Annotated in this window: 24 protein-coding genes; 8 read left to right on the plus strand and 16 right to left on the minus strand. The window is 72.2% G+C overall.

The window, feature by feature from the left end; genetic code table 11:
• The first annotated feature begins 53 nt into the window (after positions 1-53).
• Positions 54-815, plus strand: a complete 762-nt coding sequence (locus IE295_RS16825) for an SDR family oxidoreductase (RefSeq protein ID WP_190064474.1) — start codon at positions 54-56, stop codon at positions 813-815.
• A gap of 70 nt (positions 816-885) precedes the next feature.
• On the opposite strand, the gene IE295_RS16830 is transcribed toward IE295_RS16825, so the two are convergent.
• The 4 genes from IE295_RS16830 to IE295_RS16845 all read right to left on the minus strand — a co-directional run bounded on the left by IE295_RS16830 (position 886) and on the right by IE295_RS16845 (position 4615).
• Positions 886-1476, minus strand: a complete 591-nt coding sequence (locus IE295_RS16830; RefSeq protein WP_190064475.1) for an NADPH-dependent FMN reductase — start codon at positions 1474-1476, stop codon at positions 886-888.
• 58 nt (positions 1477-1534) lie between these two features.
• Positions 1535-2785: a GNAT family N-acetyltransferase gene (locus IE295_RS16835; protein ID WP_190064476.1), complete on the minus strand. Its 1251-nt coding sequence runs from the start codon at positions 2783-2785 to the stop codon at positions 1535-1537.
• Between the two features lie 193 nt (positions 2786-2978).
• Positions 2979-3989 (minus strand): asparaginase, encoded by a 1011-nt coding sequence (locus tag IE295_RS16840; RefSeq protein WP_190064477.1) that lies wholly within the window; start codon positions 3987-3989, stop codon positions 2979-2981.
• 53 nt (positions 3990-4042) lie between these two features.
• Positions 4043-4615 carry an RsiG family protein gene (locus tag IE295_RS16845; protein WP_190064798.1) on the minus strand — a complete coding sequence of 191 codons (573 nt, stop codon included), beginning with the start codon at positions 4613-4615 and terminating at the stop codon, positions 4043-4045.
• A 207-nt stretch (positions 4616-4822) separates the two neighbouring features.
• Here IE295_RS16845 and dtd point away from each other — a divergent pair, with 207 nt between their 5' ends.
• A complete protein-coding gene (gene dtd, locus IE295_RS16850) occupies positions 4823-5248 on the plus strand; it encodes a D-aminoacyl-tRNA deacylase (RefSeq protein WP_190064478.1) in 426 nt (141 codons plus the stop codon).
• Positions 5249-5293: 45 nt separating this feature from the next.
• Here the strand turns inward: dtd and ygfZ are convergent, their stop codons facing one another.
• The 6 genes from ygfZ to IE295_RS16880 form a co-directional block, all read right to left on the minus strand.
• A complete protein-coding gene (ygfZ, locus tag IE295_RS16855; protein WP_190064479.1) occupies positions 5294-6274 on the minus strand; it encodes a CAF17-like 4Fe-4S cluster assembly/insertion protein YgfZ in 981 nt (326 codons plus the stop codon).
• A 10-nt stretch (positions 6275-6284) separates the two neighbouring features.
• Positions 6285-6722 (minus strand): Fur family transcriptional regulator, encoded by a 438-nt coding sequence (locus IE295_RS16860; protein WP_190064480.1) that lies wholly within the window; start codon positions 6720-6722, stop codon positions 6285-6287.
• Between the two features lie 19 nt (positions 6723-6741).
• On the minus strand, positions 6742-7788 hold the full coding sequence (locus IE295_RS16865; RefSeq protein WP_190064481.1) for an ABC transporter substrate-binding protein: 1047 nt from the start codon (positions 7786-7788) through the stop codon (positions 6742-6744).
• Between the two features lie 7 nt (positions 7789-7795).
• On the minus strand, positions 7796-8563 hold the full coding sequence (locus IE295_RS16870) for an ABC transporter ATP-binding protein (protein ID WP_190064482.1): 768 nt from the start codon (positions 8561-8563) through the stop codon (positions 7796-7798).
• Entirely contained in the window at positions 8563-9573 is a 1011-nt protein-coding gene (locus IE295_RS16875; RefSeq protein WP_190064799.1) for a FecCD family ABC transporter permease, read from the minus strand. The genes IE295_RS16870 and IE295_RS16875 overlap by 1 nt, the downstream gene beginning before the upstream one ends.
• A gap of 259 nt (positions 9574-9832) precedes the next feature.
• The gene (locus tag IE295_RS16880; RefSeq protein ID WP_086569295.1) at positions 9833-10429 is read right to left on the minus strand and encodes a heme-binding beta-barrel domain-containing protein; all 597 of its coding nucleotides are present in this window, start codon (positions 10427-10429) and stop codon (positions 9833-9835) included.
• Positions 10430-10743: 314 nt separating this feature from the next.
• Between IE295_RS16880 and IE295_RS16885 the strand changes: the two genes are divergently transcribed.
• The gene (locus IE295_RS16885; protein WP_190064483.1) at positions 10744-11109 is read left to right on the plus strand and encodes a DsrE family protein; all 366 of its coding nucleotides are present in this window, start codon (positions 10744-10746) and stop codon (positions 11107-11109) included.
• Between the two features lie 25 nt (positions 11110-11134).
• On the opposite strand, the gene IE295_RS16890 is transcribed toward IE295_RS16885, so the two are convergent.
• The 6 genes from IE295_RS16890 to IE295_RS16915 all read right to left on the minus strand — a co-directional run bounded on the left by IE295_RS16890 (position 11135) and on the right by IE295_RS16915 (position 15737).
• Positions 11135-11407 (minus strand): DUF3099 domain-containing protein, encoded by a 273-nt coding sequence (locus IE295_RS16890; protein WP_190064484.1) that lies wholly within the window; start codon positions 11405-11407, stop codon positions 11135-11137.
• A gap of 111 nt (positions 11408-11518) precedes the next feature.
• Positions 11519-11809 (minus strand): DUF1416 domain-containing protein, encoded by a 291-nt coding sequence (locus IE295_RS16895; protein ID WP_190064485.1) that lies wholly within the window; start codon positions 11807-11809, stop codon positions 11519-11521.
• A 32-nt stretch (positions 11810-11841) separates the two neighbouring features.
• Positions 11842-12684: a sulfurtransferase gene (locus IE295_RS16900; protein ID WP_190064486.1), complete on the minus strand. Its 843-nt coding sequence runs from the start codon at positions 12682-12684 to the stop codon at positions 11842-11844.
• A gap of 470 nt (positions 12685-13154) precedes the next feature.
• Positions 13155-13868 (minus strand): LmeA family phospholipid-binding protein, encoded by a 714-nt coding sequence (locus IE295_RS16905; RefSeq protein WP_190064487.1) that lies wholly within the window; start codon positions 13866-13868, stop codon positions 13155-13157.
• A 191-nt stretch (positions 13869-14059) separates the two neighbouring features.
• Positions 14060-15439, minus strand: coding sequence for a hypothetical protein (locus tag IE295_RS16910; protein WP_190064488.1), 1380 nt, complete (start codon positions 15437-15439; stop codon positions 14060-14062).
• A gap of 10 nt (positions 15440-15449) precedes the next feature.
• Entirely contained in the window at positions 15450-15737 is a 288-nt protein-coding gene (locus tag IE295_RS16915) for a MoaD/ThiS family protein (protein WP_190064800.1), read from the minus strand.
• A 165-nt stretch (positions 15738-15902) separates the two neighbouring features.
• Between IE295_RS16915 and IE295_RS16920 the strand changes: the two genes are divergently transcribed.
• The 5 genes from IE295_RS16920 (at position 15903) to IE295_RS16940 (ending at position 23034) form a co-directional block, all read left to right on the plus strand.
• On the plus strand, positions 15903-17636 hold the full coding sequence (locus IE295_RS16920) for an ABC transporter ATP-binding protein (RefSeq protein WP_190064489.1): 1734 nt from the start codon (positions 15903-15905) through the stop codon (positions 17634-17636).
• Entirely contained in the window at positions 17633-19654 is a 2022-nt protein-coding gene (locus IE295_RS16925; RefSeq protein WP_372478821.1) for an ABC transporter ATP-binding protein, read from the plus strand. Before IE295_RS16920 ends, IE295_RS16925 begins: the two co-directional genes overlap by 4 nt.
• Before the next feature lie 423 nt (positions 19655-20077).
• Entirely contained in the window at positions 20078-20893 is an 816-nt protein-coding gene (locus tag IE295_RS16930) for a response regulator transcription factor (RefSeq protein WP_224323077.1), read from the plus strand.
• A gap of 24 nt (positions 20894-20917) precedes the next feature.
• On the plus strand, positions 20918-21910 hold the full coding sequence (locus IE295_RS16935) for a LacI family DNA-binding transcriptional regulator (protein WP_190064490.1): 993 nt from the start codon (positions 20918-20920) through the stop codon (positions 21908-21910).
• Positions 21911-22029: 119 nt separating this feature from the next.
• Positions 22030-23034: a S1C family serine protease gene (locus IE295_RS16940; RefSeq protein WP_190064491.1), complete on the plus strand. Its 1005-nt coding sequence runs from the start codon at positions 22030-22032 to the stop codon at positions 23032-23034.
• Positions 23035-23055: the final 21 nt, after the last annotated feature.

Here is a 23055-nt window from a genome sequence, read left to right on the forward strand (position 1 = left end):
ATCATCAGCCCGTCCACAGCGGATCGTCAGAGCGTCTCGGCAGAGTGCGGGGCATGACGACTTACGCGAACAAGAAGGCCGTGATCACCGGCGGCACCATGGGCATGGGACTGGCCATCGCCAAGCGCCTGGTCGAGGGCGGCGCGGAGGTGCTGCTGACGGGCCGCAACGAGAAGAACCTGCGGGACGCGCGCGACGAGCTCGGACCGGGCGCCCACATCGTCCGCTCCGACACCGCGAGCCTCGAGGACATCGCGGCGCTCGGCACGACGGTCGAGACGACGCTCGGGCACGTCGACTACCTCTTCGTGAACGCCGGCATCTCGGAGCTGACCCCGGTGGCGGAGGTCACCGAGGAGTCCTACGACCGGATGTTCGCGGTGAACACCAAGGGGGCGTTCTTCACCGTGCAGCGGATGCTGCCGCTGCTGCGCGAGGGCGGTGCGATCACCTTCACCACGTCCATCGCGGACTCCGGGGGCTACGCGGGGATGTCGGTCTACTCCGGCACGAAGTCCGCCCTGTGGTCGTTCGCCCAGGTGCTCGCGGCCGAGCTGGTGGGGGCGGGGATCCGGGTGAACGCGGTGAGCCCCGGCTTCATCGACACTCCGACCATGGGCGTGGCCGGGTTGTCCGCCGAGGAGAAGGCGCACTTCAAGGTGGTGGGCGACACGGTCACCCCGATGCGGCGGCACGGTTCGCCGGACGAGGTGGCCCGCGCCGCGCTGTACCTGGCGGCGGACGCGACGTTCACCACCGGTCTGAAGCTGGCGGTCGACGGCGGGCTCGGGCAGCGCCTGACGCCGGCGGAGTAGCGGCGGGGACGCCGGGGCCGGTGCGGGGGACCGGCCCCGGCTCCCGCGCCCCCGGCCCCGCACCGGCCGCTCATGCGCCGTACGGGCGCTTCTCGCGGGCCTCGCGCAGGGACAGGGCCCACCACGTGAGCTGGTCGAGCATCGCCTTCGCGGCACCGGCGGCGGAGGTGCCGGCCTCCTCGTCCAGGTGGCGGCCGGTCTCGTCCAGCTTGCCCCACGGGCTGTGGAAGCTGACCGTCTCGCGGATGGTGACGGCGTGCAGCTCGGCGAAGACCGGGCGCAGGTGCTCGACGGCGCGCAGGCCGCCGGAGAGCCCGCCGTAGGAGACGAAGGCGACCGGCTTGGCCTGCCACTGGGTGTAGTGCCAGTCGATGAGGTGCTTCAGGCTCGCGGGGTAGCTGTGGTTGTACTCGGGGGTGATGACGACGAAGGCGTCCGCCTCCGCCAGCCGCGGGGACACGGCGGCGAGGGCGGCGGCGTCCTCCGGGCCGGGCTTGCCGGAGAGGTTCACCGGCAGCGGGTGCTCGGCGAGGTCGATGACGTCGACCTCGATCTGCGGGTGCTGGGCGGTCTGTTCGGCCAGCCAGTTGGCGACGGTGGGGCCGAAGCGGCCCTCACGGGTGGAAGAGACGATGACGGCGAGGCGGTACGAGGTCTTCATGGGGAACAATCTGCTACCTCAAGTTTGGTTGAGGTCAAGCCGGGCCCGTGAGGAGTGATCAGAATTGGTCAGGGCACCACGGCCGGCGTGCGGTGCGCAGCAGCAGCTCCGCCCGCTCCGCCGCTCCCGGCCGCTCCTCGGTGACGCGCCCCAGCGCGGCGAGGCGCACGGCCGACTCGTCGCCGAGGACGAGGGCCCCCAACTCCCCTACGCCCAGGGCTAGTTCGGCCGGGCGCGTGGTGGGCACGCAGCTCGCGCCGTCGGGGCCGGCCTCCAGCAGGAAGCGGCCGCCGGCCAGTCCGGCGGGGTCGTCGACCTCCAGGACGAGCGAGCCGGCGCCGGTGTACGTACGGGCCTCGAGCAGGACGGGGGTGTCGAGGGGGCGCAGCCACAGGTGGTCGGCGTGGGTGGTGACCCTCGCGGCGCGCGGGTCGGGCAGCAGCAGCGGCAGGAGGTCGTCGGGGGCGCGCAGCCCGGTCATCACGCGGGTGACCCAGTCGACCGACAACAGGTAGTGCCACAGGGCGCGTTCGGCCTCGGCCGACACCGCGATCAGGCTGCGCACGGTGGCGGTGGTCCGTGAGCGCTTGGCCTCCCACACGTCATCGGCGGTGTAGGTGAGCAGGCCCTCCACGGTGCCGTCGGCGGAGCGGTAGAGGGCGTGGAACGGCTCGGTCCAGGACGCCTCGGTGTGGAGGGCGAGCTCGCCCGTGGCGAACCGCCACCAGCGGTCGGTGCGGTCGACGACGCCGTGCCGGAGGGTGCGCAGCCGTTCGTGGAGGCCGGGGCCGAACTCCCGTACGCCCGCGCTGTCCACGAGGTCGATGCGGCCGCCGCCGTCCGGGCCCGCGTAGCGCGCGTCGAGGCGGGCGCCGGCCACGTCCACCTCCCACTCGGTGACCCAGGTGGCCGGGCCGAAGCCGTACCGCCCGTAGATCGGGTACTCGGCGGAGAGGAGCGTCGCGGCGGCGTCGCCGCGCTCCTTGGCGGCGCGCAGGTCGCGGTCCACCATGCGGCTGAGCAGCCCGCGCCGGCGGTGGGTGGGGGCGACGGTGACGTTGGTGACGGCGTTCGTCGTCACGGACGCGCCGCCGGGCACGGTGATGCGCTGGGTGAAGCTGCGGAACGTACCGACGCAGCGCCCGGTGGCGGCGTCGAACGCGCCCTGCGTGCGCTCGAAGTCCATGCCCGCCCGGCGTATCTCGATCTCCTCCTTGGGCACCACGGGGGGCTGGAGGAAGCCGATGCGCATGGCGCGCAGCCAGTCGGGCAGGTCGGTGTCGTCGATCGTGCGGACCTCGAGGCTCATGACAGCACGTTAGGTGCCGCCCAAAGCAGGACGCACGCCATTTCTTACGGTCGTCAGGAGGCCGGTACGCGGCGCATGGCGGCGTCCGCGCCGTGCGCGCCCGCCCGCACGGCGCGCACGGCCGAAACCGGCGCCCCGCGCTCAGGGGCTCGGGCGCTCCGGCGCTCCTGCGTCAGTACGGTGAGATACGCCCTCAGAACGCGGCGCGTATCTCGCCGACCGGCCGGCCGCCGCCCAGCAGCGGCTGCTCGGCGATGCGGTCGAGGACGGGAGCCTCGACGCCCATCATCCGCAGCGCGCGGGCCAGCACCGGGCCCAGCGCCCGCCCGGCACCGTCGTCGATCTTGAACGCCAGGGCCCGGCCGTCGGGCAGGGCCACGGCCTGGACGGCCTCGGCGCCCATCTTCGACAGCACGCCGGGCACCTCGCGCATCAGCCAGGTGTCGGGGCGCCGGGTGCCGGCGACGTACTCGGGGTGGGCGCGCATGGCGTCGGCGACCGCGCGCTCGGGCGTGCCGGGGGCGGCCACCACGAAGCTGCGGAAGGCGCGGGCCAGGCCGGTCAGGGAGAGCGCCATCAGGGGCGCGCCGCAGCCGTCGGTGCCCACGTGGGCGACGGGCTCGCCGCTCGTGCGCTGCACGACGTCCAGCACCAGGCGCTGCAGCGGGTGCGCGGGGTCGAGGTAGGAGTCGGTGGCCCAGCCGTTGGCGGCACAGGCGGCGATCATGGCCGCGTGCTTGCCGGAGCAGTTCATGGTGACCCGGTCGCGCACCTGGCCGGAGGCCAGGTAGGCCTCCGCCTCGACGGGGTCGAGCGGGAGGTCCGGCGGGGTCTGCAGGCCGTCCTCGGCGAGGCCGAACTCGGTGAGCATTGTGCGGACGAGATCGAGGTGGAACGTTTCGCCGGAGTGGCTCGCCGCCGCCAGCGCCAGTCGCTCCCCGGAGAGCTCCAGCCCGGCGCGCAGCACGGCCGCCGCCTGCATCGGCTTGTTGGCCGACCGCGGGTAGACCGGGGCCGCGGGGTCGCCCAGCGCGAACTCCACGCCGCCGTCCGCAGCCAGCACGACCAGCGAGCCGCGGTGCACGCCCTCGACGAAGCCCGAGCGGACCACCTCGGCGAGGACCGGGGACAGGCCGCCGGACATGCCGGCGCCGTCGGCCGGGGCGGCGGCGTTCGCGGGCGGGGCAGGGGTCGAGGAGGTCATCGTCGGCCTTCCGGGGTGGTGCGCGACCGCCCCCCGGTGGTCCTGTCAGGAGATCACGAGAGCAGGTCGTCTACTTGTGCTTCTCCTTCACGGTACCTGCGCGCGATTTCGGCACTGCAATCGTCGGCGGTGCGCTGCACCCCCTGACGACGCAGGGACACCTGCCGCTCGTACCCCGCCAGGCGGGCCATGCCGTCCCGCAGCTCGCCGTCCGTGCGGGCCGCCAGGTCCGACAGCCCGACCTCCGCCAGCATGTCCTCCACCACCCGCCGGTGCTCCTCGCTGTGCGGGGTGCGCAGCGTCACGTGGCGGGCCGAGGAGCGCTGCGCGGAGGGCCCGTCGGAGAGGATCTCCGTCAGCCGGTCGACCAGCAGCCGCTCCACCGCCGGGGACTCCGGCGCCGCCCTGCGGGCCAGCTCGGCCCGCAGGATGTCGATGCGGCCCTGCAGGAGCCGGCGGACGTAGCTGAGGTCGGCCTCCTCCTGCTGGGCCTCGCGCCGCATCGACCGCAGCTCCGCGAGGCCCATCTCGTTCATCCGGCGGCCGGGGACGTCCGCCAGCCGTCCGGAGCGCTGGGTCGGTGGTCTGGCGTGCAACGCTTCACCTCCGCCTGCGCGGAGCTCCATGGCCGTGCGGTCCGCCGCCGTGAGCGTTCGGCCATCCTCGGTCGGTGTGGTCATGCGGTTCCGTCCCCTCGGGCGGTGTGCGGCCGGAGCGTCCCGCCGTTGCCCGCAAAAGGCACCGCCTGCACGCATCGTGCCATTGGGCATGCCCCGGCCGCAGGGTCTCTCCACCGCAACGAACCCGTACGGGCGCAGGGCATCATGGTCCGTATGCGTGCTGTGGTGCAGAGGGTGGACGGGGCGAGCGTCGCCGTGGACGGCCAGGTGGTCGGCGAGATCATCGGCGAGGGTCTGTGCGTGCTGGTCGGCGTGACGCACGAGGACACCCCCGAACGCTGCGCCCAGCTGGCCCGCAAGCTGTGGTCCCTGCGGGTGCTGAAGGACGAGAAGTCCTGCTCGGACGTCGGGGCGCCACTACTGGTGATCTCGCAGTTCACCCTCTACGGTGACGCCCGCAAGGGCCGGCGGCCCACGTGGAACGCGGCGGCCCCCGGCCCGGTGGCCGAGCCGCTCGTCGACGAGGTCGTGGCGCAGCTGCGGAAGCTGGGCGCGCACGTCGAGACGGGCCGGTTCGGCGCGGACATGAAGGTGTCCCTGACGAACGACGGCCCGTTCACGGTGCTGCTGGAGGTCTGACCGGCCGTCCGGGGGCCTGCCCCCGGACCCGCCCGGCCGCGGGCGTTACGGCTCGACCACCGTCTCCTGCGAGGCGGCGGTCGCCTCGCCCACCAGCAGCGTCGCGTCCACCGGGACGTTCCGCTTGACGAGCGCCAGCGCGATCGGCCCCAGCTCGTGGTGGCGGACGGCCGTCGTCACGAAGCCCAGCTGACGGCCCTCCGGGCCGTCCGACGCCAGGCGGACCGGGGCGCCGTGGCCCGGGAGGGTCACCACGCTGCCGTCGAGGTGCAGGAAGACCAGGCGGCGCGGCGGCTTCCCCAGGTTGTGGACGCGGGCGACCGTCTCCTGGCCGCGGTAGCAGCCCTTCTGGAGGTGGACGGCCTCGCCGATCAGGCCCAGCTCGTGGGGGATCGTGCGGTGGTCGGTCTCCAGGCCCAGCCGGGGGCGGTGGCCCTCGACGCGCAGCGCCTCGTACGCCAGGACGCCCGCCGCCGGGCCGTTCTCCGCCGCGAACTCCGCCAGCCGCTCCCGGGGCAGGAACAGGTCCCGGCCGTACGCCGTCTCGCGCGCCACGACGCCCTCCGGCGTGGCCGTGACGGAGCCGGCGGGCAGGTACGTCACCGCGATGTCGTCCGTGCGGTCGGCGACGTCGACCCGGTAGAAGAACTTCATGCTCTCCAGGTACGCGATCAGGTCGTCCTGGGTGCCGGGCTCCACGTGCGCCCAGGTCGTCTCCCCGTCGTCCACCAGGTACAGCGCGTGCTCGATGTGGCCGTGCGGGGAGAGGATCAGCGCCTGCGTGGCCCGGTGCGGCGGGAGGTCGCTCACGTGCTGGGTGAGCAGCAGGTGCAGCCAGCTCAGCCGGTCGGGGCCGGTGACGGTGACGACACCGCGGTGGGAGAGGTCCACGAACCCGGAGCCGTCCGCGAGCGCGCGCTGCTCGCGGAACAGGTCGCCGTAGTGCGCGGCGACCCCTTCGTCCGGGCCCTCGGCGGGGACGGCGCCGGGCAGCGACAGCAGAGGGCTCTTCGATTGACGCAGCATGGCGACCAGCCTACGGCGCCGGGGGCGACGCCTTCGAACGGCAGCCGGAGCACCGGCCGAAGATCGCGAAGTGCTTCATGTCCGTGTCGAAGCCGAAGTCCTCGCGCAGCTTCGCGGTGAAGGCCTCGGCCACCTCCAGGTCGGCCTCGATCACGTCCGTGCAGTCCCGGCAGACCAGGTGTATGTGGTGGTGCCGGTCGGCGAGGTGGTACGTGGGCGCGCCGTGCCCGAGATGGGCATGGCTGACCAGGCCCAGCTCCTCCAGCAGCTCCAGCGTCCGGTAGACCGTCGAGATGTTCACCCCGCCCGCGGTCCTGCGGACCTCGGTGAGGATGTCGTCCGGCGTCGCGTGCTCGAGCCGGTCGACGGCCTCGAGGACGAGCTGGCGCTGCGGGGTCAGCCGGTAGCCGCGTTTACGGAGATCGCTCTGCCAGTCGGTGTCCACCACGCTCCCAGTCTAGGCAGCATCAGCGCCCGCGTACCCCGTTCAGATACCCGGCGAGCGCTGCGACGGCCTCGGGGTTGCGGGGACTCTCGACGAGGTCGACGTAGTCGAGGACGAGGACGCGCTTGTTCTTCACGGCCGAGACGTTGGCCAGCGGCGGGTAGGAGAGCAGGAACTTCTTCTTCTCCTCGGCCGTGACGTCGCCGTAGTTGTTGATGACGATGACCTCGGGGTCGCGGTCCACGACGGTCTCCCAGCCGACCTGGACCCACGAGTCCTTGAGGTCCTTCATCACGTGGTCGCCGCCGGCCCGGGTGATGATGTCCTGCGGCCCGCCGTACGCGCCCGAGGTGAAGGGCTTGTCCCGGCCGTCGTCGTAGAGGAACACCCGCGGCCGCGCGCCGTCCTTCGGCACCGTCGCCTGCGCCTCGGCGACGCGCCGCTGGAAGCGGGTGACGAGCTTCTCCGCCCGGTCCTCGACGTCGAAGATCCTCCCCAGCGTGCGGAGGTCGGTGTACAGCGCCTCCAGCGGCGGCATCACGCCGCGCGACGTGCCGCTGCCGCCGTTGTGGCAGGACTCGGTGAGGACGTACGAGCCGATGCCGACCTTCTTCAGGGCCTCGGGGGTGAAGCCGGTGCCCTCGCCGAAGCCGTAGTTCCAGCCCGCGAAGACGAGGTCCGCCCTCGCGTCGAGGACCAGCTCCTTGTTGATCTCCTTCTTGGACAGCCACTTCACCTTGTCGTAGCCGCCCTTCCAGGGCGCGGCGCCCTTGTCGTCCCGGCTGCTGCGGTAGTCCGGCGCCACGTAGCCGGCCATGTGGTCCTCGAGGCCGAGCGCGAACATGATCTCGGCGATGCCGACGTCATTGGTCACCACGCGCCGCGGGGCCCTGTCATACGTCGTCTTCACACCGCAGTTCGAGACCGTCACCGGGTAGTGGCCCGGGGAGCCGGAAGCCTCGCTCTTTTTGTCGTCGGTAGCGTCCGAAACCTTCGCGCCACAGCTCGTGAGGGTGACGGCGGCGAGCAGGGCGAGCGCGATGCGGGCGGTACGGGCGGCGGTACGCATGGAGTCCTTAGGGCAGGCGGTCGAAGAGCAGCTGCGGCGCACCGGAGGCCGGGTGCGGAACGCGGTGCGCCCGTACGGAGAAGACCTCGGCGAGCAGCTCGGGCGTCAGCACGGAGTGCGGCGGGCCACAGTCGACGATGCGGCCGCCCGCGATCACGTACAGGGCGTCGCAGTGGGTGGCGGCGAGGTTGAGGTCGTGCAGCGCGGCCAGCACCGTCAGGCCCGACGAGCGCACCAGCGACAGGACCTCCAGCTGCTGGGCGATGTCCAGGTGGTTCGTCGGCTCGTCCAGCACCAGCACCTCCGGCTCCTGGGCCAGGGCGCGCGCGATCAGGACGCGCTGTTTCTCGCCCCCGGAGAGCGTGAGGAAGCCCCGGTCGGCGAGGTGGTCCGCGCCCACCCGCCGCAGCGCCGCCGCACATCGTTCGCGGTCCGTCGCCGTGATGCGCCCGGCCGCGCTCTGGTGCGGCAGCCGCCCCATGGCCACCACCTCGTCGACGGTGAAGCCGAACTCGCCCGCCGTCTCCTGCGGCAGCGCCGCCAGTCGGCGCGCCCCCTCGCGGGCGGTCAGGGCGTGCAGGTCGTCGCCGTCCAGCAGCACCCGCCCGGCGGCCGGCCGCAGCGCGCGGTAGACGCAGCGCAGCAGCGTCGACTTGCCGCTGCCGTTGGGCCCGACCAGGCCCACGACCTGCCCGTCGCCGGCCCGGAGGGTGATGTCCTCGACGAGCCGGGCGCCCGCGATCTCCACCGACAGGTCCTCGACGTCGACCCGCATCACGTGCCTCCGAAGGTGTAGCCGCGCCGCCGCATCAGCACCACGAAGCAGGGCACGCCGATGAGTGCGGTGATGACCCCGACCGGCAGCTCCACGGGCGCCAGCAGCAGCCGGGAGACGACGTCGACCCACAGCAGCAGCACGGCGCCCAGCAGGGGCGCCACGGCCAGCACCCGGCGGTGGTCGGCCCCGACGAGCATGCGCGTGACGTGCGGGACCATCAGCCCCACGAAGCCGATGGCGCCGCTGACGGCCACGACGGCCCCGGTGACGGCCGCCGTCACCACGAACAGCACCCGGCGCAGCCGCTCGGCGTCCACGCCCAGCGCGGCCGCCGTCTCGTCGCCCATGGCCAGCGCGTTCAGGCCGCGCGCCGACCACAGCAGGTAGCCGAGCCCGGCCAGCACGACGGCGGCGGCGATGGGCACGGACGACCAGGTGGCGCCGCCCAGGCTGCCGAGCAGCCACATCATCGCCGAGCGCGCCGCCTCGCCCCGGGAGGCGCTGAAGACCATGAGCGTGGTGATGGCGGAGAAGCCGTAGTACATGGCGCTGCCGGTCAGCACCAGCCGCAGCGGGGTCAGCCCCTGGGCGGTGCGGGCGGCCGCGTACACGAGGACCATGGCGGCGAGCGCGGAGACGAAGGCGGCGCCCGACAGGGCCCAGACGCCGAGCGAGGCGAAGGCCCCGAACAGCAGCACGGCGTTGGCGCCGACGGCGGCGCCGGAGGAGATGCCGAGGGTGAAGGGGTCGGCGAGGGCGTTGCGGACCATGGCCTGTACGCCCACCCCGATCGCGGACAGCCCCGCGCCGACGACGGCGGCCAGCAGGGCGCGCGGGAAGCGCAGCTCCCAGACGATGGTGTACGCCGAGACCTCGTCCGGCGCGATGGTCCCTCCGGTCAGTCCCGCCCGCAGGTGGCGCAGCGTCTCGCCCCAGCCGATGCCGGAGGAGCCGAGCGCCACGCAGCACAGCAGCGACAGGAGCAGGGCGGCGGTGAGCCCGGCCATGAGCGGCGGCAGGGGAAGCCGCCGGGGTGGCGCGGCGGTGCAGGGCGCCGGTCCCGGCGTCCTCGGGACGAGGGCCGGGGTGTCGGTCGACACGGGGAGGGTCCTCTCGCAGTCCACGGCGAGCTTGGGCAGGGACGCTCACCGCCGCGGGCGATCGGGCTCGCGGAGGGCCCTGGAGGGGCCCTCCGCCTTACCGTTGCGGGTCAGCGCCGGGATGGTCACCGGACTTCCCCCGCGGGGCGAGATGGGGTGGTGCTGCCTACGGGTTGTAGGGCGTGCCGTCCTGGCGGAAGAAGGACACGCCGTCCGGCAGGTCCTCGGGCAGGCTCTCGGCCCACTCCTGCAGGCTCTGCTGCGTGCCGACCTTCTTCAGGTGCGCGGACATGTACGGGCGCAGCGGCACCTCGGGGGTGGCCTTCTCGCCGACCCACATCAGGTCGCCCTTGACGTAGCCGTAGAGGCGCTTGCCGCCGGAGTACGGGCCGGAGGCCTCGGTGCGGGCGACGGCGTCCGTGGCCAGGTCGATCTGCGGCTTCTGGTCGGCCAGCTCGCCGTACCAGACCTCGGCGACACCGGAGTGGCGGGTCATGACGACCTCGACCTTCCGGTCCTTGTCGATGCGCCAGAAGCCGGCCTCGGTCTCCAGCGGGCGGACCATCTTGCCCTCGCCGTCGAGCACCCACGTGTGGGAGGTGTACTCGATGAAGTCACGGCCGTCGTGGGAGAAGGTGACCTCCTGACCGAAGTTGCACTTCTCCTCGCCGGGGAAGTCCGCGACGCCGGCGCCCTCCCACTTGCCGAGGAGGAAGACCAGGGGCACGAGGTCGGGATGGAGGTCGGACGGAATCTCAATCATGAGCTCAGGCGATCTGTAGAGGGTGCGGAACGAACGGGTCAGCGCTGGCCCTGGTACAGCTTCTTCCAGGTCAGGCCCGCGAAGGCGACGACGCCGACGGCGACCAGGACCAGCAGGGTGGTGAAGACTGCCTCAAGCACGAGCGCGCTCCTCGGTCGGAGTGAGGTGATGGATTTACGGACCGGGTCGAGTCTAGTCGGCCGTGCCGTGAGCGGCGCTGTGAGGTTGATCGTGGCCGTGGGGCCGGAGTGCCGCCGTGGGCCCGGAGCGTGGCCGTGGCCCGGAGTGCCGCCGTGGCCCCTAGAGTGGCGCGCATGGCCAAGAAGCTCGTAATCAAGGTGACGGCGGGGGCCGACGCTCCCGAGCGGTGCTCGCAGGCGTTCACGGTGGCGGCCGTGGCGGTGGCCAGCGGGGTGGAGGTGTCGCTGTGGCTGACCGGCGAGTCGTCGTGGTTCGCGCTGCCGGGGAGGGCCGCGGAGTTCGAGCTGCCGCACGCCGCGCCGCTGCCGGACCTGATCGACGGCATCCGGGCCGGGGGCGGGATGATCACGGTGTGCACGCAGTGCGCGGCGCGTCGTGACATCGAGGAGAAGGACCTGATCGAGGGCGCGCGGATCGCCGGCGCGCAGGTCTTCGTCAGCGAGGCCATGGGCGACGGCGTGCAGGCGCTCGTCTACTGACCGCGGGCGCACCGGTCGCCCGTGGTCACTGGTCGTGTGACCGCGGGCGGCGCTTGCCGTCGAGCTCGTCCCACCACTCGTCCGACTTCGGGTCGCCGGAGGGGTCGTCCCACCAGCGGTCGTCCGGGCCCCGGCGGTTGGCGACGATGGCGGCGACGGGCGGGATGACCATGGCGAACAGGCACATGCCGACGGCCGCCGGCACCGACCACAGGCGCACCACGGCCCACGCCAGGACGAACATGCCGATGCACGTGCCCATCATGGCGAAGTAGAGGTGCCTACGCCGCGCGTACACACCTTCACCGTACGACGGCGGCCCGAGCGATGCGAAGGGCCGCACCCCCCTCACGGCGTCCAACCCGGGGTGCGGCCCTCCGCGGACCTCAGGCGCGCGGCGATGCGCGCCTCAGACGGCGATGGCGACGTCCGCCAGCGCGCCCTTCTCGGCGAGGACGACCGTACGGTCGGCCGTGGCGCCCGGCACCAGCGCCCGGACGGTCCACGTGCCCTCGGCGGCGTAGAAGCGGAACTGTCCGGTCGCGGACGTGGGCACCTCGGCGGTGAACTCGCCGGTCGAGTCCAGCAGCCGCACGTAACCGGTGACGGGCTGGCCGTCGCGGGTCAGCGAGCCCTGGATGGTGGTCTCGCCGGGCTTGGCGGTCGAGGCGTCCGGGCCGCCGGCCTTTGCTCCACACATGTGCGTGATCCTTAACTGTCGCGGGCGAAGGGTCAGTTGGCGCCGAGCTCGATCGGCACGCCGACGAGCGAGCCGTACTCGGTCCAGGAACCGTCGTAGTTGCGGACGTTCGGCCGGCCGAGCAGCTCGTGCAGCACGAACCAGGTGTGCGCGGAACGCTCGCCGATGCGGCAGTACGCGATGGTGTCCTTGGCGAGGTCCACGCCCGCGCCCTCGTAGAGCTCCTTGAGCTCGTCGTCGGACTTGAACGTGCCGTCGTCGTTGGCCGACTTCGACCACGGGATGTTGCGGGCGCTCGGCACGTGACCGGGGCGCTGCGACTGCTCCTGCGGGAGGTGCGCCGGGGCGAGCAGCTTGCCGCTGAACTCGTCGGGGGAGCGGACGTCGACGAGGTTGAGGCTGCCGATGGCGGCCACGACGTCGTCGCGGAAGGCACGGATCGAGGTGTCCTGCGGCTGGGCCCTGTACTCCGTGCGGGGGCGCCGCGGCACGTCGGCGACGAGGTCGCGGGAGTCGAGCTCCCACTTCTTGCGGCCGCCGTCGAGGAGCTTCACGTCCTGGTGGCCGTAGAGCTTGAAGTACCAGTAGGCGTAGGAAGCGAACCAGTTGTTGTTGCCGCCGTAGAGGACGACGGTGTCGTCGTTCGCGATGCCCTTGTCGGACAGCAGCTTCTCGAAGCCGGCCTGGTCGATGAAGTCGCGGCGGACCGGGTCCTGGAGGTCGGACTTCCAGTCGATGCGGATGGCGGTCTTGATGTGGTTCTTGTCGTACGCGGAGGTGTCCTCGTCGACCTCGACGATGACGGTCTTCGGGTCGCCTGCGTCGATGCGGGCCTGGACCCAGTCGGCGTCCACCAGGACGTCACTGCGGCTCATGCTGTTCTCCTCCGGGGCAGTCGCGGATGTGCGCCAGCGTGTGCGGGGTGCGCGGCGGTCGATCGGTCGGTCGAGCGAGCGCGGCGCCGCGCAACGGGTGATGCGGGTGGTGCGGGGAGGCGGCCGGAGAGGCCGGAAGGAAACCGGAAGAACGGCTTCCTGTCAGACACGGCGACACAGCATGGCGGAAACGCGGCACAGGTCAACTGCCCGCCGCTTCGTGAGATCCGCCTGTCGCTTCATAGGGGCGATCGTAGGGAGGGCGGCGGGCCCTGTCACGGGGGCGCCACATAATGAGACGCGAGATTCCGTATTTTGGGACGAGGAAAGGTCCGGGCCGCCCCGTGGGCCCCGCGGGGGCCCGTACGGCCCGGGATCCGGCCCCATGGACTGATGTACGGACGCGAGCGTCTCGGAACGTGGGACCAGGGGTTGTCCCGGCCCTCGCTCCGCCCCGCCCGCGGCCCGGCTCAGCCCGCCAGGTTGACGTCCGTCCCGGTCAGTGTGACGTCCACGCCGGTCGGCGTCGTGACGACCTTGTCGAGCTTGAGGCCCTTGGGCAGGCCCGTGATCTGCCGGTCGAAGTCGGTCTTCGCGCGGACCGCCTGCTCCAGCCCCGGAATGCCCTGCGCCGGGATCTCGTCGGCCCGCACCCGGATCGTGTTGCCGTTCACCACGGTCACGGTGGACACCACGCTGCGCGTGACCGGCTGGCCCATCACCGGGACCGTGCCCGTCACCTTCACCTGGCTGCTGCGCTCGGCGCCGCCCTTGCCGCCGTAGGCGACGCTGACGCCGGGGTCGGCCGTGGCCTTGGTCAGGTCCTCGTAGGAGATGTGCGCGGTGCCCGTCGCGCGGCCCGCGATCGCGGACGAGAAGCTGCTGTCGATGCGGACGTTGTGCAGCTGGGCGTCGAAGCCGCTCACCTTGATCGAGCGCTCGCCCGCGTTGGCGGTGATGCCGCCGTCGAGCTTGATGTCGACCTCTTCGAGCTCGGAGCCGGCGACCTGGGTCAGGAAGGGGAAGCCCTTGATCGACACCTCGGGGGTCCCGGAGAGCCCCTGGCTGTTGCGGATCTTCTCGGCCGCCTCGTTCTCGGCGAAGTAGACGGCCGCCCGGTCGGCGGCCACGAACAGGCCGCCGAGAACGATGGCGACAATCAGAGTTATTCGTAGAGCGCGCACGGCTTGTCGGTCCCCCCACAAGTTGATCGGCAGGCCGGTCGGCCCGGTTCGGGTCAGGCCGCCCTGGCCTGTCCCGCGAGCCTAACCGGGCCGATCGGACAAACACCGGGTCGGTCCGTAACTGATCTGTAACCGATCCAGCGCGTGTTGATCACTCTTGATCAGTAAGTGATCGGTAGGGGAGTCGTCCGTCAGCCGAGCGCCCTGCCCAGCACATAGACGGCGGGTGCCGCCAGCGCCAGCGGCAGGGCGACGCCCGCCGTCATGTGCACGAAGCGCGAGGGGTAGTCGTAGCTCGCCACCCGCAGGCCCACCAGGGCGCACACCCCGGCCGCCAGGCCCAGCAGCGCGCCCGGCGTGCCCATGCCGGTCAGCTGGCCGCCCGCGATTCCCGCGCCCGCGGCCGCGACCAGGGCGACGACGGGAGCGGCGACCGACGGCAGCGGCAGCGCCCGCGCCAGCACGGCCGCGGCCACGCCGGCCGCGCCCACGACCACCGCGTCGGGGTCGGCCGCCAGGTGACCGGCCGCCACGACCGCCAGCGCCGCCGAGGCGGTGGCCGCCGTCAGCCCGTACAGCCGCTCGTCGGGCGAGGCGTGGCTGCGCAGCTGGAGGACGACGACCAGCAGAATCCATACGCCGAGCGTGCCGAGCAGGACGGTCGGCGCCTTGCTCGCCTCCGTGGCCAGCAGGGCCACGTCGGCGACCACACCGCCCAGGAACGCCAGCGCGATGCCCTGCCGGGCGGGCCACATGCCGTTCAGCCGGAACCAGCCCGCCGCCGTGACCGCCTGCAGCAGCACCACCGGCACGGCCAGCGCGGCCTCCGCCAGCGGAGCCGCGGCCGCCAGCAGCGCCGCCAGCACGGCCGTGATCAGCGCCGGCCGGAAGCCGGGGGAGAGGATCTGCGGCCGGCCCTCGGCCTTCGCCTTTTCGGCGGCCGTCATGGGCCGCTCGGCGACGGGCGCGGCCTCGGCGTCCAGTTCGGGGTGCGAGGGGTACGACAGCGGGGCCGCGGACGGGGGCATCCCCGCCACGGGCATGGGCTCCGCCACCGGCGCCGGGGCAGCGGCGGCGTGGTACGGCTGTCGCGTCTGCGGCTGCGGCCGGTCCCAGTCCGCGGCACCCGCCGCGGCATCCGCCCCGGCGCCCGTGCCGCCGCCGGTCCACGGCGCGTCGTGCGCCGGCTCCGCCTGCTGCTGCCAGGCCCGCGCGTCCCAGCTCTGGGTCTGCCAGGTCTGCGTATCCGGCTCCTCGTGCCCCGGGAACCCGTGCTGCGGCTGCGGCCAGGCGGGAGCGGCGGACTGCGGGTGGCCCTGGTGCTGTCCGTGCGCCTGGTGCTGAGGCTGGCCCTGGTGCTGGCCATGCGTCTGGTGCGGGGCCTGGTGCTGGCCGTGAGCCTGGTGCTGGCCCTGGCCCTGCGGGTCGTAGCCGTAGTCGTACGCGGGAGGGGCCTGCCGGTCGGCCGCCTGCGGGTCGTAGGGCGCGTAGGGCTCGTACGGCGCGTACTGATCCTGCCGCTCGTACGGCTCATACGGCTCGTACGGACTGTGGTGGTGCTGATCGCTCATGCTGCCGGGGTCACCCTCCTGCGAAGGGCGGGAGCACCTCGACCGTGCCGCCCTCGGCCAGTTGGACCGTCGAGTGGTCGCGCGTGCCGACGGGGTCGCCGTCCACGAGGAACGAGCTGCGCGAGAGCACCCGCGCGAACTCCGGCTTCGCCTCGTGCCGGTGCCGGGCCGCCGCGAGCGCGTCCGCCAGCGTCACCGCGGCGTACGGCTCCTCGGCCGTGCCGGCGGCGGCCTTGGCCGCGGCCCAGTACCGGATGGTGCCGGCCGGTGGTTCCGGCGGCCCCGGCTGTGCCGGCAGCCGAGCCGGCCGCGCCGGTCGTGCCGTGTGTGTCGTCGCCACGGCGACCCCTTCCGTTCTTTCCGGCATCTTGCCGTCCTCCATGATGACGGGTGCCGGACGGGGCGCGGTCCCCAGCCGGTAAAGGTGGGGCCGTGCGGAGGGGTGCTCGCATAGGCTGCCTGTGTGTTGGTACGACTTCTCCGGGCTTATGTGCGGCCCTATTCCGGAGCGATCGCGACGGTTGTTCTGCTGCAGCTCGTGCAGACGCTCGCGACGCTTTATCTGCCCACCCTCAACGCGGACATCATCGACAAGGGCGTCGTCAAGGGCGACACCGGCTACATCCTGGGCACCGGCGGGCTGATGCTCGCCGTGACCCTGGCGCAGATCGTCTGCGCCATCGGCGCCGTGTACTACGGCGCCCGTACGGCCATGGCGGTCGGCCGTGACCTGCGCGGCGAGGTCTTCGACCGCGTGCAGTCCTTCTCCGCGCGGGAGATGGGGCAGTTCGGGGCCCCCTCGCTGATCACGCGCACCACCAATGACGTCCAGCAGGTCCAGATGCTGGTGCTGATGACGTTCACGCTCATGGTCTCGGCGCCCATCATGTGCGTCGGCGGCATCGTGCTGGCGCTCGAGCAGGACGTGCCGCTGTCGGCGCTGCTGCTGGTCATCGTCCCGGTGCTGGCGACCATCGTGGGCGTGATCATCTGGCGCATGCGCCCGGTCTTCCGGGGCGTGCAGGAGCGCATCGACGCCGTCAACCGCGTGCTGCGCGAGCAGATCACCGGCATCCGGGTCATCCGGGCGTTCGTCAAGGACACCCACGAGCGGAAACGATTCCGTTCCGCCAACGACGACTTGATGGACGTCTCGCTGCGGGCCGGCCGGCTGATGTCGACGATGTTCCCGTCCGTGATGCTGGTCGTGAACCTCTCCTCGATCGCCGTCGTGTGGTTCGGCGGCCACCGCATCGAGGACGGCGGCATGCAGATCGGTGCGCTGACCGCGTTCCTCAGCTATCTCATGCAGATCCTGATGGCCATCATGATGGCCACCTTCATGTTCATGATGGTGCCCCGCGCCGAGGTGTGCGCCGAGCGCATCCAGGAGGTGCTGACCACCGACTCCAGCGTGGTCCCGCCCCTCGCGCCGGTCACCGAGCTGCGCCGCCGCGGCCACCTGGAGATCAGCGGGGTGGAGTTCCGCTACCCGGGCGCCGAGGAGCCGGTCCTCAAGGACGTCTCCCTCGTCGCGCGGCCCGGCGAGATCACGGCCGTCATCGGCTCCACCGGCAGCGGCAAGTCGACGCTGCTGGGCCTGATCCCGCGCCTGTTCGACGCCACCGCCGGCGCGGTCCTCCTCGACGGCCAGGACGTGCGCGACCTGGACCCGGTCCTGCTGTCCGACGCCGTGGGGCTCGTACCGCAGAAGCCGTACCTCTTCTCCGGGACCGTGGCCTCCAACCTGCGCTACGGCCGTCCCGACGCCACCGACGAGGAACTGTGGCAGGCCCTGGAGACCGCCCAGGCCCGCGACTTCGTCGAGGCGATGGACGGCGGGCTCGACGCGCCGATCGCCCAGGGCGGCTCCAACGTCTCGGGCGGCCAGCGCCAGCGCCTGGCGATCGCCCGGGCCCTGGTGCGCAAGCCCGGGATCTACCTCTTCGACGACTCCTTCTCCGCCCTCGACTACGCCACCGACGCCCGGCTGCGGGCGGCGCTGGCCGACGAGACGCAGAACGCGACGGTGCTCATCGTCGCGCAGCGGGTCTCGACGATCCGCGACGCCGACCGCATCGTGGTCCTCGACGAGGGCCGCGTCGTCGGCACCGGCACCCACACGGAACTGATGGGGACGAACGAGACCTACCGGGAGATCGTGCTCTCCCAGCTCACCGAGGAGGAGGCGGCGTGACGTCCCCCGACAAGCCGGGCGGCAAGCCCGGCGGCGGCGACGCCAAGGGCGCCGGCGAGGGTGCCGGGCAGCAGCGCAGAGGGCCGGCCCCCGCGGTCGGCATCGCGCGCTTCATGGGCGGACAGCCGACGGAGAAGTCCATGGACTTCCGCGGCTCCGGCCGCCGCCTGCTGGCCCTGCTGCGACCCGAGCGCACCATCATCGCCGTGGCGCTCTTCCTGGGCGTCGCCAGCGTCGCGCTGACCGTCATAGGGCCCAAGGTCCTCGGCCACGCCACCGACCTGATCTTCGCCGGCGTCATCGGCCGGCAGACGGCCTCCGGCGGCACCAAGGCCGAGGTGCTGGAGGGGATGCGGCAGCGGGGCGACGACAAGATCGCCGACCTGCTCTCCGGCGTGGACTTCACCCCGGGCCAGGGCATCGACTTCGACGCGATCGGCGTGGTGCTGCTGTGGGTGACGCTGATCTACGTCGGCGCCTCGCTGTTCATGTTCATCCAGGCCCGCATCGCCACCAACGTCGTGCAGCGGGCGGTCTTCCGGCTGCGTGAGGACGTCGAGGAGAAGCTGGGCCGGCTGCCGCTGAGCTACTTCGACAAGCAGCAGCGCGGCGAGGTCCTCTCCCGCGCCACGAACGACATCGACAACATCGCACAGACCCTGCAGCAGACCCTGAGCCAGATCATGACCTCGCTGCTGACGATCGTCGGCGTGCTGGCCATGATGTTCTGGATCTCCTGGCTGCTGGCGCTGGTCGCGCTGATCACCGTCCCGGTCTCGGTCGTCGTGGCGACGAAGATCGGCAAGCGGGCGCAGCCGCAGTTCGTGGCGCAGTGGAAGTCGACGGGCAAGCTCAACGCCCACATCGAGGAGATGTACACCGGCCACTCGCTGGTGAAGGTCTTCGGCCGCCAGAAGGAGTCCGCGGAGACCTTCCGCAAGGAGAACGAGGACCTCTACGCCGCCGGCTTCAAGGCGCAGTTCATCTCCGGCATCATCCAGCCCGCGATGATGTTCATCGGCAACCTCAACTACGTGCTGGTCGCCGTGGTCGGCGGCCTGCGGGTGGCGAGCGGCTCGCTGTCGATCGGTGACGTGCAGGCCTTCGTGCAGTACTCGCGCCAGTTCAGCCAGCCGCTCACCCAGGTGGCGTCCATGGCCAACCTGGTGCAGTCGGGCGTGGCCTCGGCCGAGCGCGTCTTCGAGCTGCTGGACGCCGAGGAGCAGTCGCCGGACGCCGCCGACGCGGTCGTCCCGGAGCACGTGCGCGGCGAGGTGTCCTTCGAGAAGGTCGCCTTCCGCTACGAGCCGGACAAGCCGCTCATCGAGGACCTGTCGCTGACCGTGCGGCCGGGCCAGACGGTCGCCATCGTCGGGCCGACCGGCGCGGGCAAGACCACGCTGGTCAACCTCCTGATGCGGTTCTACGAGGTGGGCGGGGGCCGCATCACGCTCGACGGGACGGACATCGCCTCCCTCTCGCGCGAGGAGCTGCGCTCCCACATCGGCATGGTGTTGCAGGACACCTGGCTCTTCGGCGGCACGATCGCGGAGAACATCGCCTACGGCGCCGCCACCGACATCTCGATGGACAAGATCGTCGAGGCGGCGAGGGCGACCCACGTCGACCGCTTCGTGCGCACCCTGCCCGACGGCTACGACACGGTCATAGACGAGGAGGGCTCGAACGTCAGCGTCGGCGAGAAGCAGCTGATCACGATCGCCCGCGCCTTCCTCGCCGAGCCCGAGATCCTGATCCTGGACGAGGCGACGAGCTCGGTCGACACCCGTACCGAGGTGCTGATCCAGCAGGCCATGGGCCGCCTGCGGACCGGCCGCACCAGCTTCGTCATCGCGCACCGGCTGTCCACCATCCGGGACGCCGACGTGATCCTGGTGATGGAATCCGGCCGGATCGTGGAGCAGGGCACGCACGACGCGCTGCTGGCGGAGAACGGCGCGTACGCCCGTCTGTACGAGGCGCAGTTCGCCCAGCCGGTGGCGGACGAGGTGCCGTAGGCGCCGTACGCACGCACCGTGCGGCCGGGGGGCTTCCGATCCGGAGGCCCCCCGGTGTGTTTCCGGGGCCCGTCGTGCCGCTGGCCGGACGGGCCGGCGGCGGGGCAGACTGGTCCCATCGGAGAGCCACGGAGAGCCGTCAAGAGTGGGATGCGATCACCACTCGAAGTGATCGACGAAACACAAGGTCGTGCAAAATCGTCGGCCCCTCCGAAAGTCAGGTGGGTTATTCTGCTGGGCAGAGAGGATCCGGGCAGAGTAGCCCCCGGGTCCTTTTGTGCATTCGGACGACGAGCAGTGCCCCAACCGTCCTCGCAGGGACCGAGGAGGAACCGACGTAATGGGCGAGCGAAGCGCACGACAAGAGACCGATCCCCGTGCCGGCCGTACGGGGCCGACGACGACCGAGGCGGGTGGCGGCCGATGAGCTCCCTGCTGCTCCTGACCAACGCGCTCCAGCCGTCGACCGAGGTGCTGCCCGCCCTCGGCCTGCTGCTGCACAGCGTGCGCGTGGCCCCCGCCGAGGGCCCGGCCCTGGTGGAGACCCCCGGCGCCGACGTCATACTGATCGACGGCCGCCGTGACCTGCCGCACGTCCGCAGCCTCTGCCAGCTCCTGCGCTCCACCGGCCCCGGCTGTCCGCTGCTGCTCGTGGTCACCGAGGGCGGCCTGGCCGCCGTCACCGCCGACTGGGGCGTCGACGACGTCCTGCTCGACACCGCCGGCCCGGCCGAGGTCGAGGCCCGGCTCCGGCTGGCCATGGGCCGCCAGCAGATCACCATGGACGACAGCCCCATGGAGATCCGCAACGGCGACCTCTCCGTGGACGAGGCGACCTACAGCGCCAAGCTCAAGGGCCGGGTCCTGGACCTGACCTTCAAGGAGTTCGAGCTGCTGAAGTACCTCGCCCAGCACCCCGGACGGGTCTTCACCCGGGCCCAGCTGCTCCAGGAGGTCTGGGGCTACGACTACTTCGGCGGCACCCGCACCGTGGACGTGCACGTGCGGCGGCTGCGCGCCAAGCTCGGCCCCGAGCACGAGTCGCTGATCGGCACCGTCCGCAACGTCGGCTACCGCTTCGTGGTGCCCGAGAAGGCGCCGGAGAAGACGTCCGAGAAGGCGTCGGAGAAGATCGACCGCCCGGGGGGCGAGGCCGCGTCGACGGGCGCCGGCGGGCGGGCGCGGCCCCGGAAGGAGGAGGCGGCCGAAGCCGAGGCCGTACGCCCGGTGAAACGGTAGGTGGACCCGCGTAGACTGCCGCGCGTGGCCAAGGTGACGCGGGACGATGTGGCGAGACTTGCGGGGACGTCGACCGCGGTCGTCAGCTATGTCATCAACAACGGACCGCGCCCGGTGGCACCGGCGACGCGGGAGCGGGTGCTGGCAGCGATCAAGGAGCTGGGGTACCGCCCCGACCGGGTCGCCCAGGCGATGGCGTCGCGACGGACGGACCTCATAGGCCTGATCGTCCCGGACGCGCGCCAGCCCTTCTTCGCGGAGATGGCGCACGCGGTCGAGCAGGCGGCGGCCGAGCGCGGGAAGATGGTCCTCGTCGGGAACTCCGACTACCTCGACGAGCGCGAAGTGCACTATTTGCGCGCTTTCTTGGGCATGCGCGTCTCCGGCCTGATCCTGATCAGCCAGGGACCGAGCGAGACCGCGGCGCTGGAGATCGACGCCTGGGACGCCCGCGTGGTCCTGATGCACCGCAGGCCCGACGCCATCGACGACGTGGCCGTGGTCACGGACGACGTCGGCGGCGCCCAGCTCGCCACCCGCCACCTCCTCGAGCACGGCCACCCCTACGTGGCCTGCCTCGGCGGCACGGAGGAGACGCCCACGGTGGGCGACCCCGTCACCGACCACGTCGAGGGCTGGCGCCGCGCCATGCGCGAGGCCGGCCAGTCCATCGAGGGCCGCCTCTTCCACGCCCCGTACAACCGCTACGACGCCTACAAGGTCGCCCTCGAGCTGCTGGCCGGACCGGACCGGCCGCCGGCCCTGATGTGCGCCACCGACGACCAGCGCATCGACGTGCCGGGCGAGCTGGCGGTCGCCGCGTTCGACGACGTGAAGGAGGCGGCCCTGACGGACCCGCCCCTGACGACCGTCGCCTCGGACCGCCAGGCCATGGCCCGCTCGGCGGTGGACCTGGTCCTGGACGACGGCCTGCGGGTGGCCGGCAGCCGGCGCGAGCGCCTGAAGCAGTTCCCGTCCCGGCTGGTGGTCCGCAGGTCCTGCGGCTGCGGCGGCTGACGCCCCGCCCGCCCCGGGCGATCGCGCGGGGCGGTGCTTATCCGGTATGAACATGCTTTTGCTCACCTTTTCAGGGCGCACTCAGACTGTTCTCATGAACCCGGAGCACAGTCATAGACATGACGGAAACCCCTGACGCGCACCAGCAGCCTCAGCCGCGGCCCTACCCGGCGCCCCCGGCGTACGCCCCGTACGCACAGTTCGCCGAGCCGGCGCCGGCCGCACCGGCCGAGCCCCACGCCCACCGCGCCCCCCGGGCCCGTCGCCCGGCGACGCTCATCGCGGCCTGCGCCCTCGTCGCGGCCCTCGTCGGCGGCGGCTCCGCCGCGCTCGTCGGCGAGCTGACCGGCGGCTCCCACGGCAGCGACCGGGCCACGCCCGTGCAGAACGTCTCCTCCAAGGGCAGCGGCGTCGCGGCCGTGGCGGGTGCCGTCAGCCCCAGCATCGTGGAGATCAAGGCCGCCACCGGCACCGGCCAGTCCACCGGCTCCGGCGTGATCGTCACCGGCGACGGCGAGGTCGTCACCAACAACCACGTCGTCTCCGGCGCCGACACCGTCCAGGTCACCCTCAGCGACGGCACGGCGAAGACCGCCAAGGTCGTCGGGACCGACCCCGCCAAGGACCTGGCCCTCGTCAAGATCCAGGGCGCCAAGGGCCTGAAGGCCGCCACCCTCGGCGACTCCGGCAGGCTCAAGGTCGGCGAACAGGTCGTCGCCATCGGCTCGCCCGAGGGCCTCACCGGCACCGTGACCAGCGGCATCGTCTCCGCCCTCAACCGCGACGTCACCGTCTCCAAGGAGGAGGGCCGCGGCAAGCAGCAGCGCGGCGTCCCGCAGTGGCCGTTCGAGTTCGGCGGCAACCAGTACAACGGCGACACGGGCTCGTCCAAGACGACGTACAAGGCCATCCAGACGGACGCCTCGCTCAACCCCGGCAACTCCGGCGGCGCGCTCATCAACATGAGCGGCGAGATCATCGGCATCAACTCGGCGATGTACGCCTCCGGTTCCGGGAGCGGCTCGAGCGACTCCGCGGGCAGCGTGGGGCTCGGCTTCGCCATCCCGGTCAACACCGTCAAGGCGGACCTGGCCAAGCTCCGGGCGGGCGGCAGCGGCAGCTGAGCGCCGCACCCGGCCGCGACG

Source organism: Streptomyces griseocarneus (assembly GCF_014655595.1).
GTDB classification, from domain to species: Bacteria; Actinomycetota; Actinomycetes; order Streptomycetales; family Streptomycetaceae; genus Streptomyces; species Streptomyces griseocarneus.

Coding starts and splice junctions, on each gene's coding strand:
- IE295_RS16840 (WP_190064477.1), bottom strand. CDS start 3,989: ATGACCTCCTCGACCCCTGCCCCGCCCGCGAACGCCGCCGCCCCGGCC.
- IE295_RS16930 (WP_224323077.1), top strand. CDS start 20,078: ATGAGCTCCCTGCTGCTCCTGACCAACGCGCTCCAGCCGTCGACCGAG.
- IE295_RS16900 (WP_190064486.1), bottom strand. CDS start 12,684: ATGAGCCGCAGTGACGTCCTGGTGGACGCCGACTGGGTCCAGGCCCGC.
- IE295_RS16825 (WP_190064474.1), top strand. CDS start 54: ATGACGACTTACGCGAACAAGAAGGCCGTGATCACCGGCGGCACCATG.
- IE295_RS16830 (WP_190064475.1), bottom strand. CDS start 1,476: ATGAAGACCTCGTACCGCCTCGCCGTCATCGTCTCTTCCACCCGTGAG.
- dtd (WP_190064478.1), top strand. CDS start 4,823: ATGCGTGCTGTGGTGCAGAGGGTGGACGGGGCGAGCGTCGCCGTGGAC.
- IE295_RS16910 (WP_190064488.1), bottom strand. CDS start 15,439: ATGAGCGATCAGCACCACCACAGTCCGTACGAGCCGTATGAGCCGTAC.
- IE295_RS16870 (WP_190064482.1), bottom strand. CDS start 8,563: ATGCGGGTCGACGTCGAGGACCTGTCGGTGGAGATCGCGGGCGCCCGG.
- IE295_RS16885 (WP_190064483.1), top strand. CDS start 10,744: ATGGCCAAGAAGCTCGTAATCAAGGTGACGGCGGGGGCCGACGCTCCC.
- IE295_RS16880 (WP_086569295.1), bottom strand. CDS start 10,429: ATGATTGAGATTCCGTCCGACCTCCATCCCGACCTCGTGCCCCTGGTC.
- ygfZ (WP_190064479.1), bottom strand. CDS start 6,274: ATGCTGCGTCAATCGAAGAGCCCTCTGCTGTCGCTGCCCGGCGCCGTC.
- IE295_RS16845 (WP_190064798.1), bottom strand. CDS start 4,615: ATGGAGCTCCGCGCAGGCGGAGGTGAAGCGTTGCACGCCAGACCACCG.
- IE295_RS16865 (WP_190064481.1), bottom strand. CDS start 7,788: ATGCGTACCGCCGCCCGTACCGCCCGCATCGCGCTCGCCCTGCTCGCC.
- IE295_RS16875 (WP_190064799.1), bottom strand. CDS start 9,573: ATGGCCGGGCTCACCGCCGCCCTGCTCCTGTCGCTGCTGTGCTGCGTG.
- IE295_RS16895 (WP_190064485.1), bottom strand. CDS start 11,809: ATGTGTGGAGCAAAGGCCGGCGGCCCGGACGCCTCGACCGCCAAGCCC.
- IE295_RS16940 (WP_190064491.1), top strand. CDS start 22,030: ATGACGGAAACCCCTGACGCGCACCAGCAGCCTCAGCCGCGGCCCTAC.
- IE295_RS16835 (WP_190064476.1), bottom strand. CDS start 2,785: ATGAGCCTCGAGGTCCGCACGATCGACGACACCGACCTGCCCGACTGG.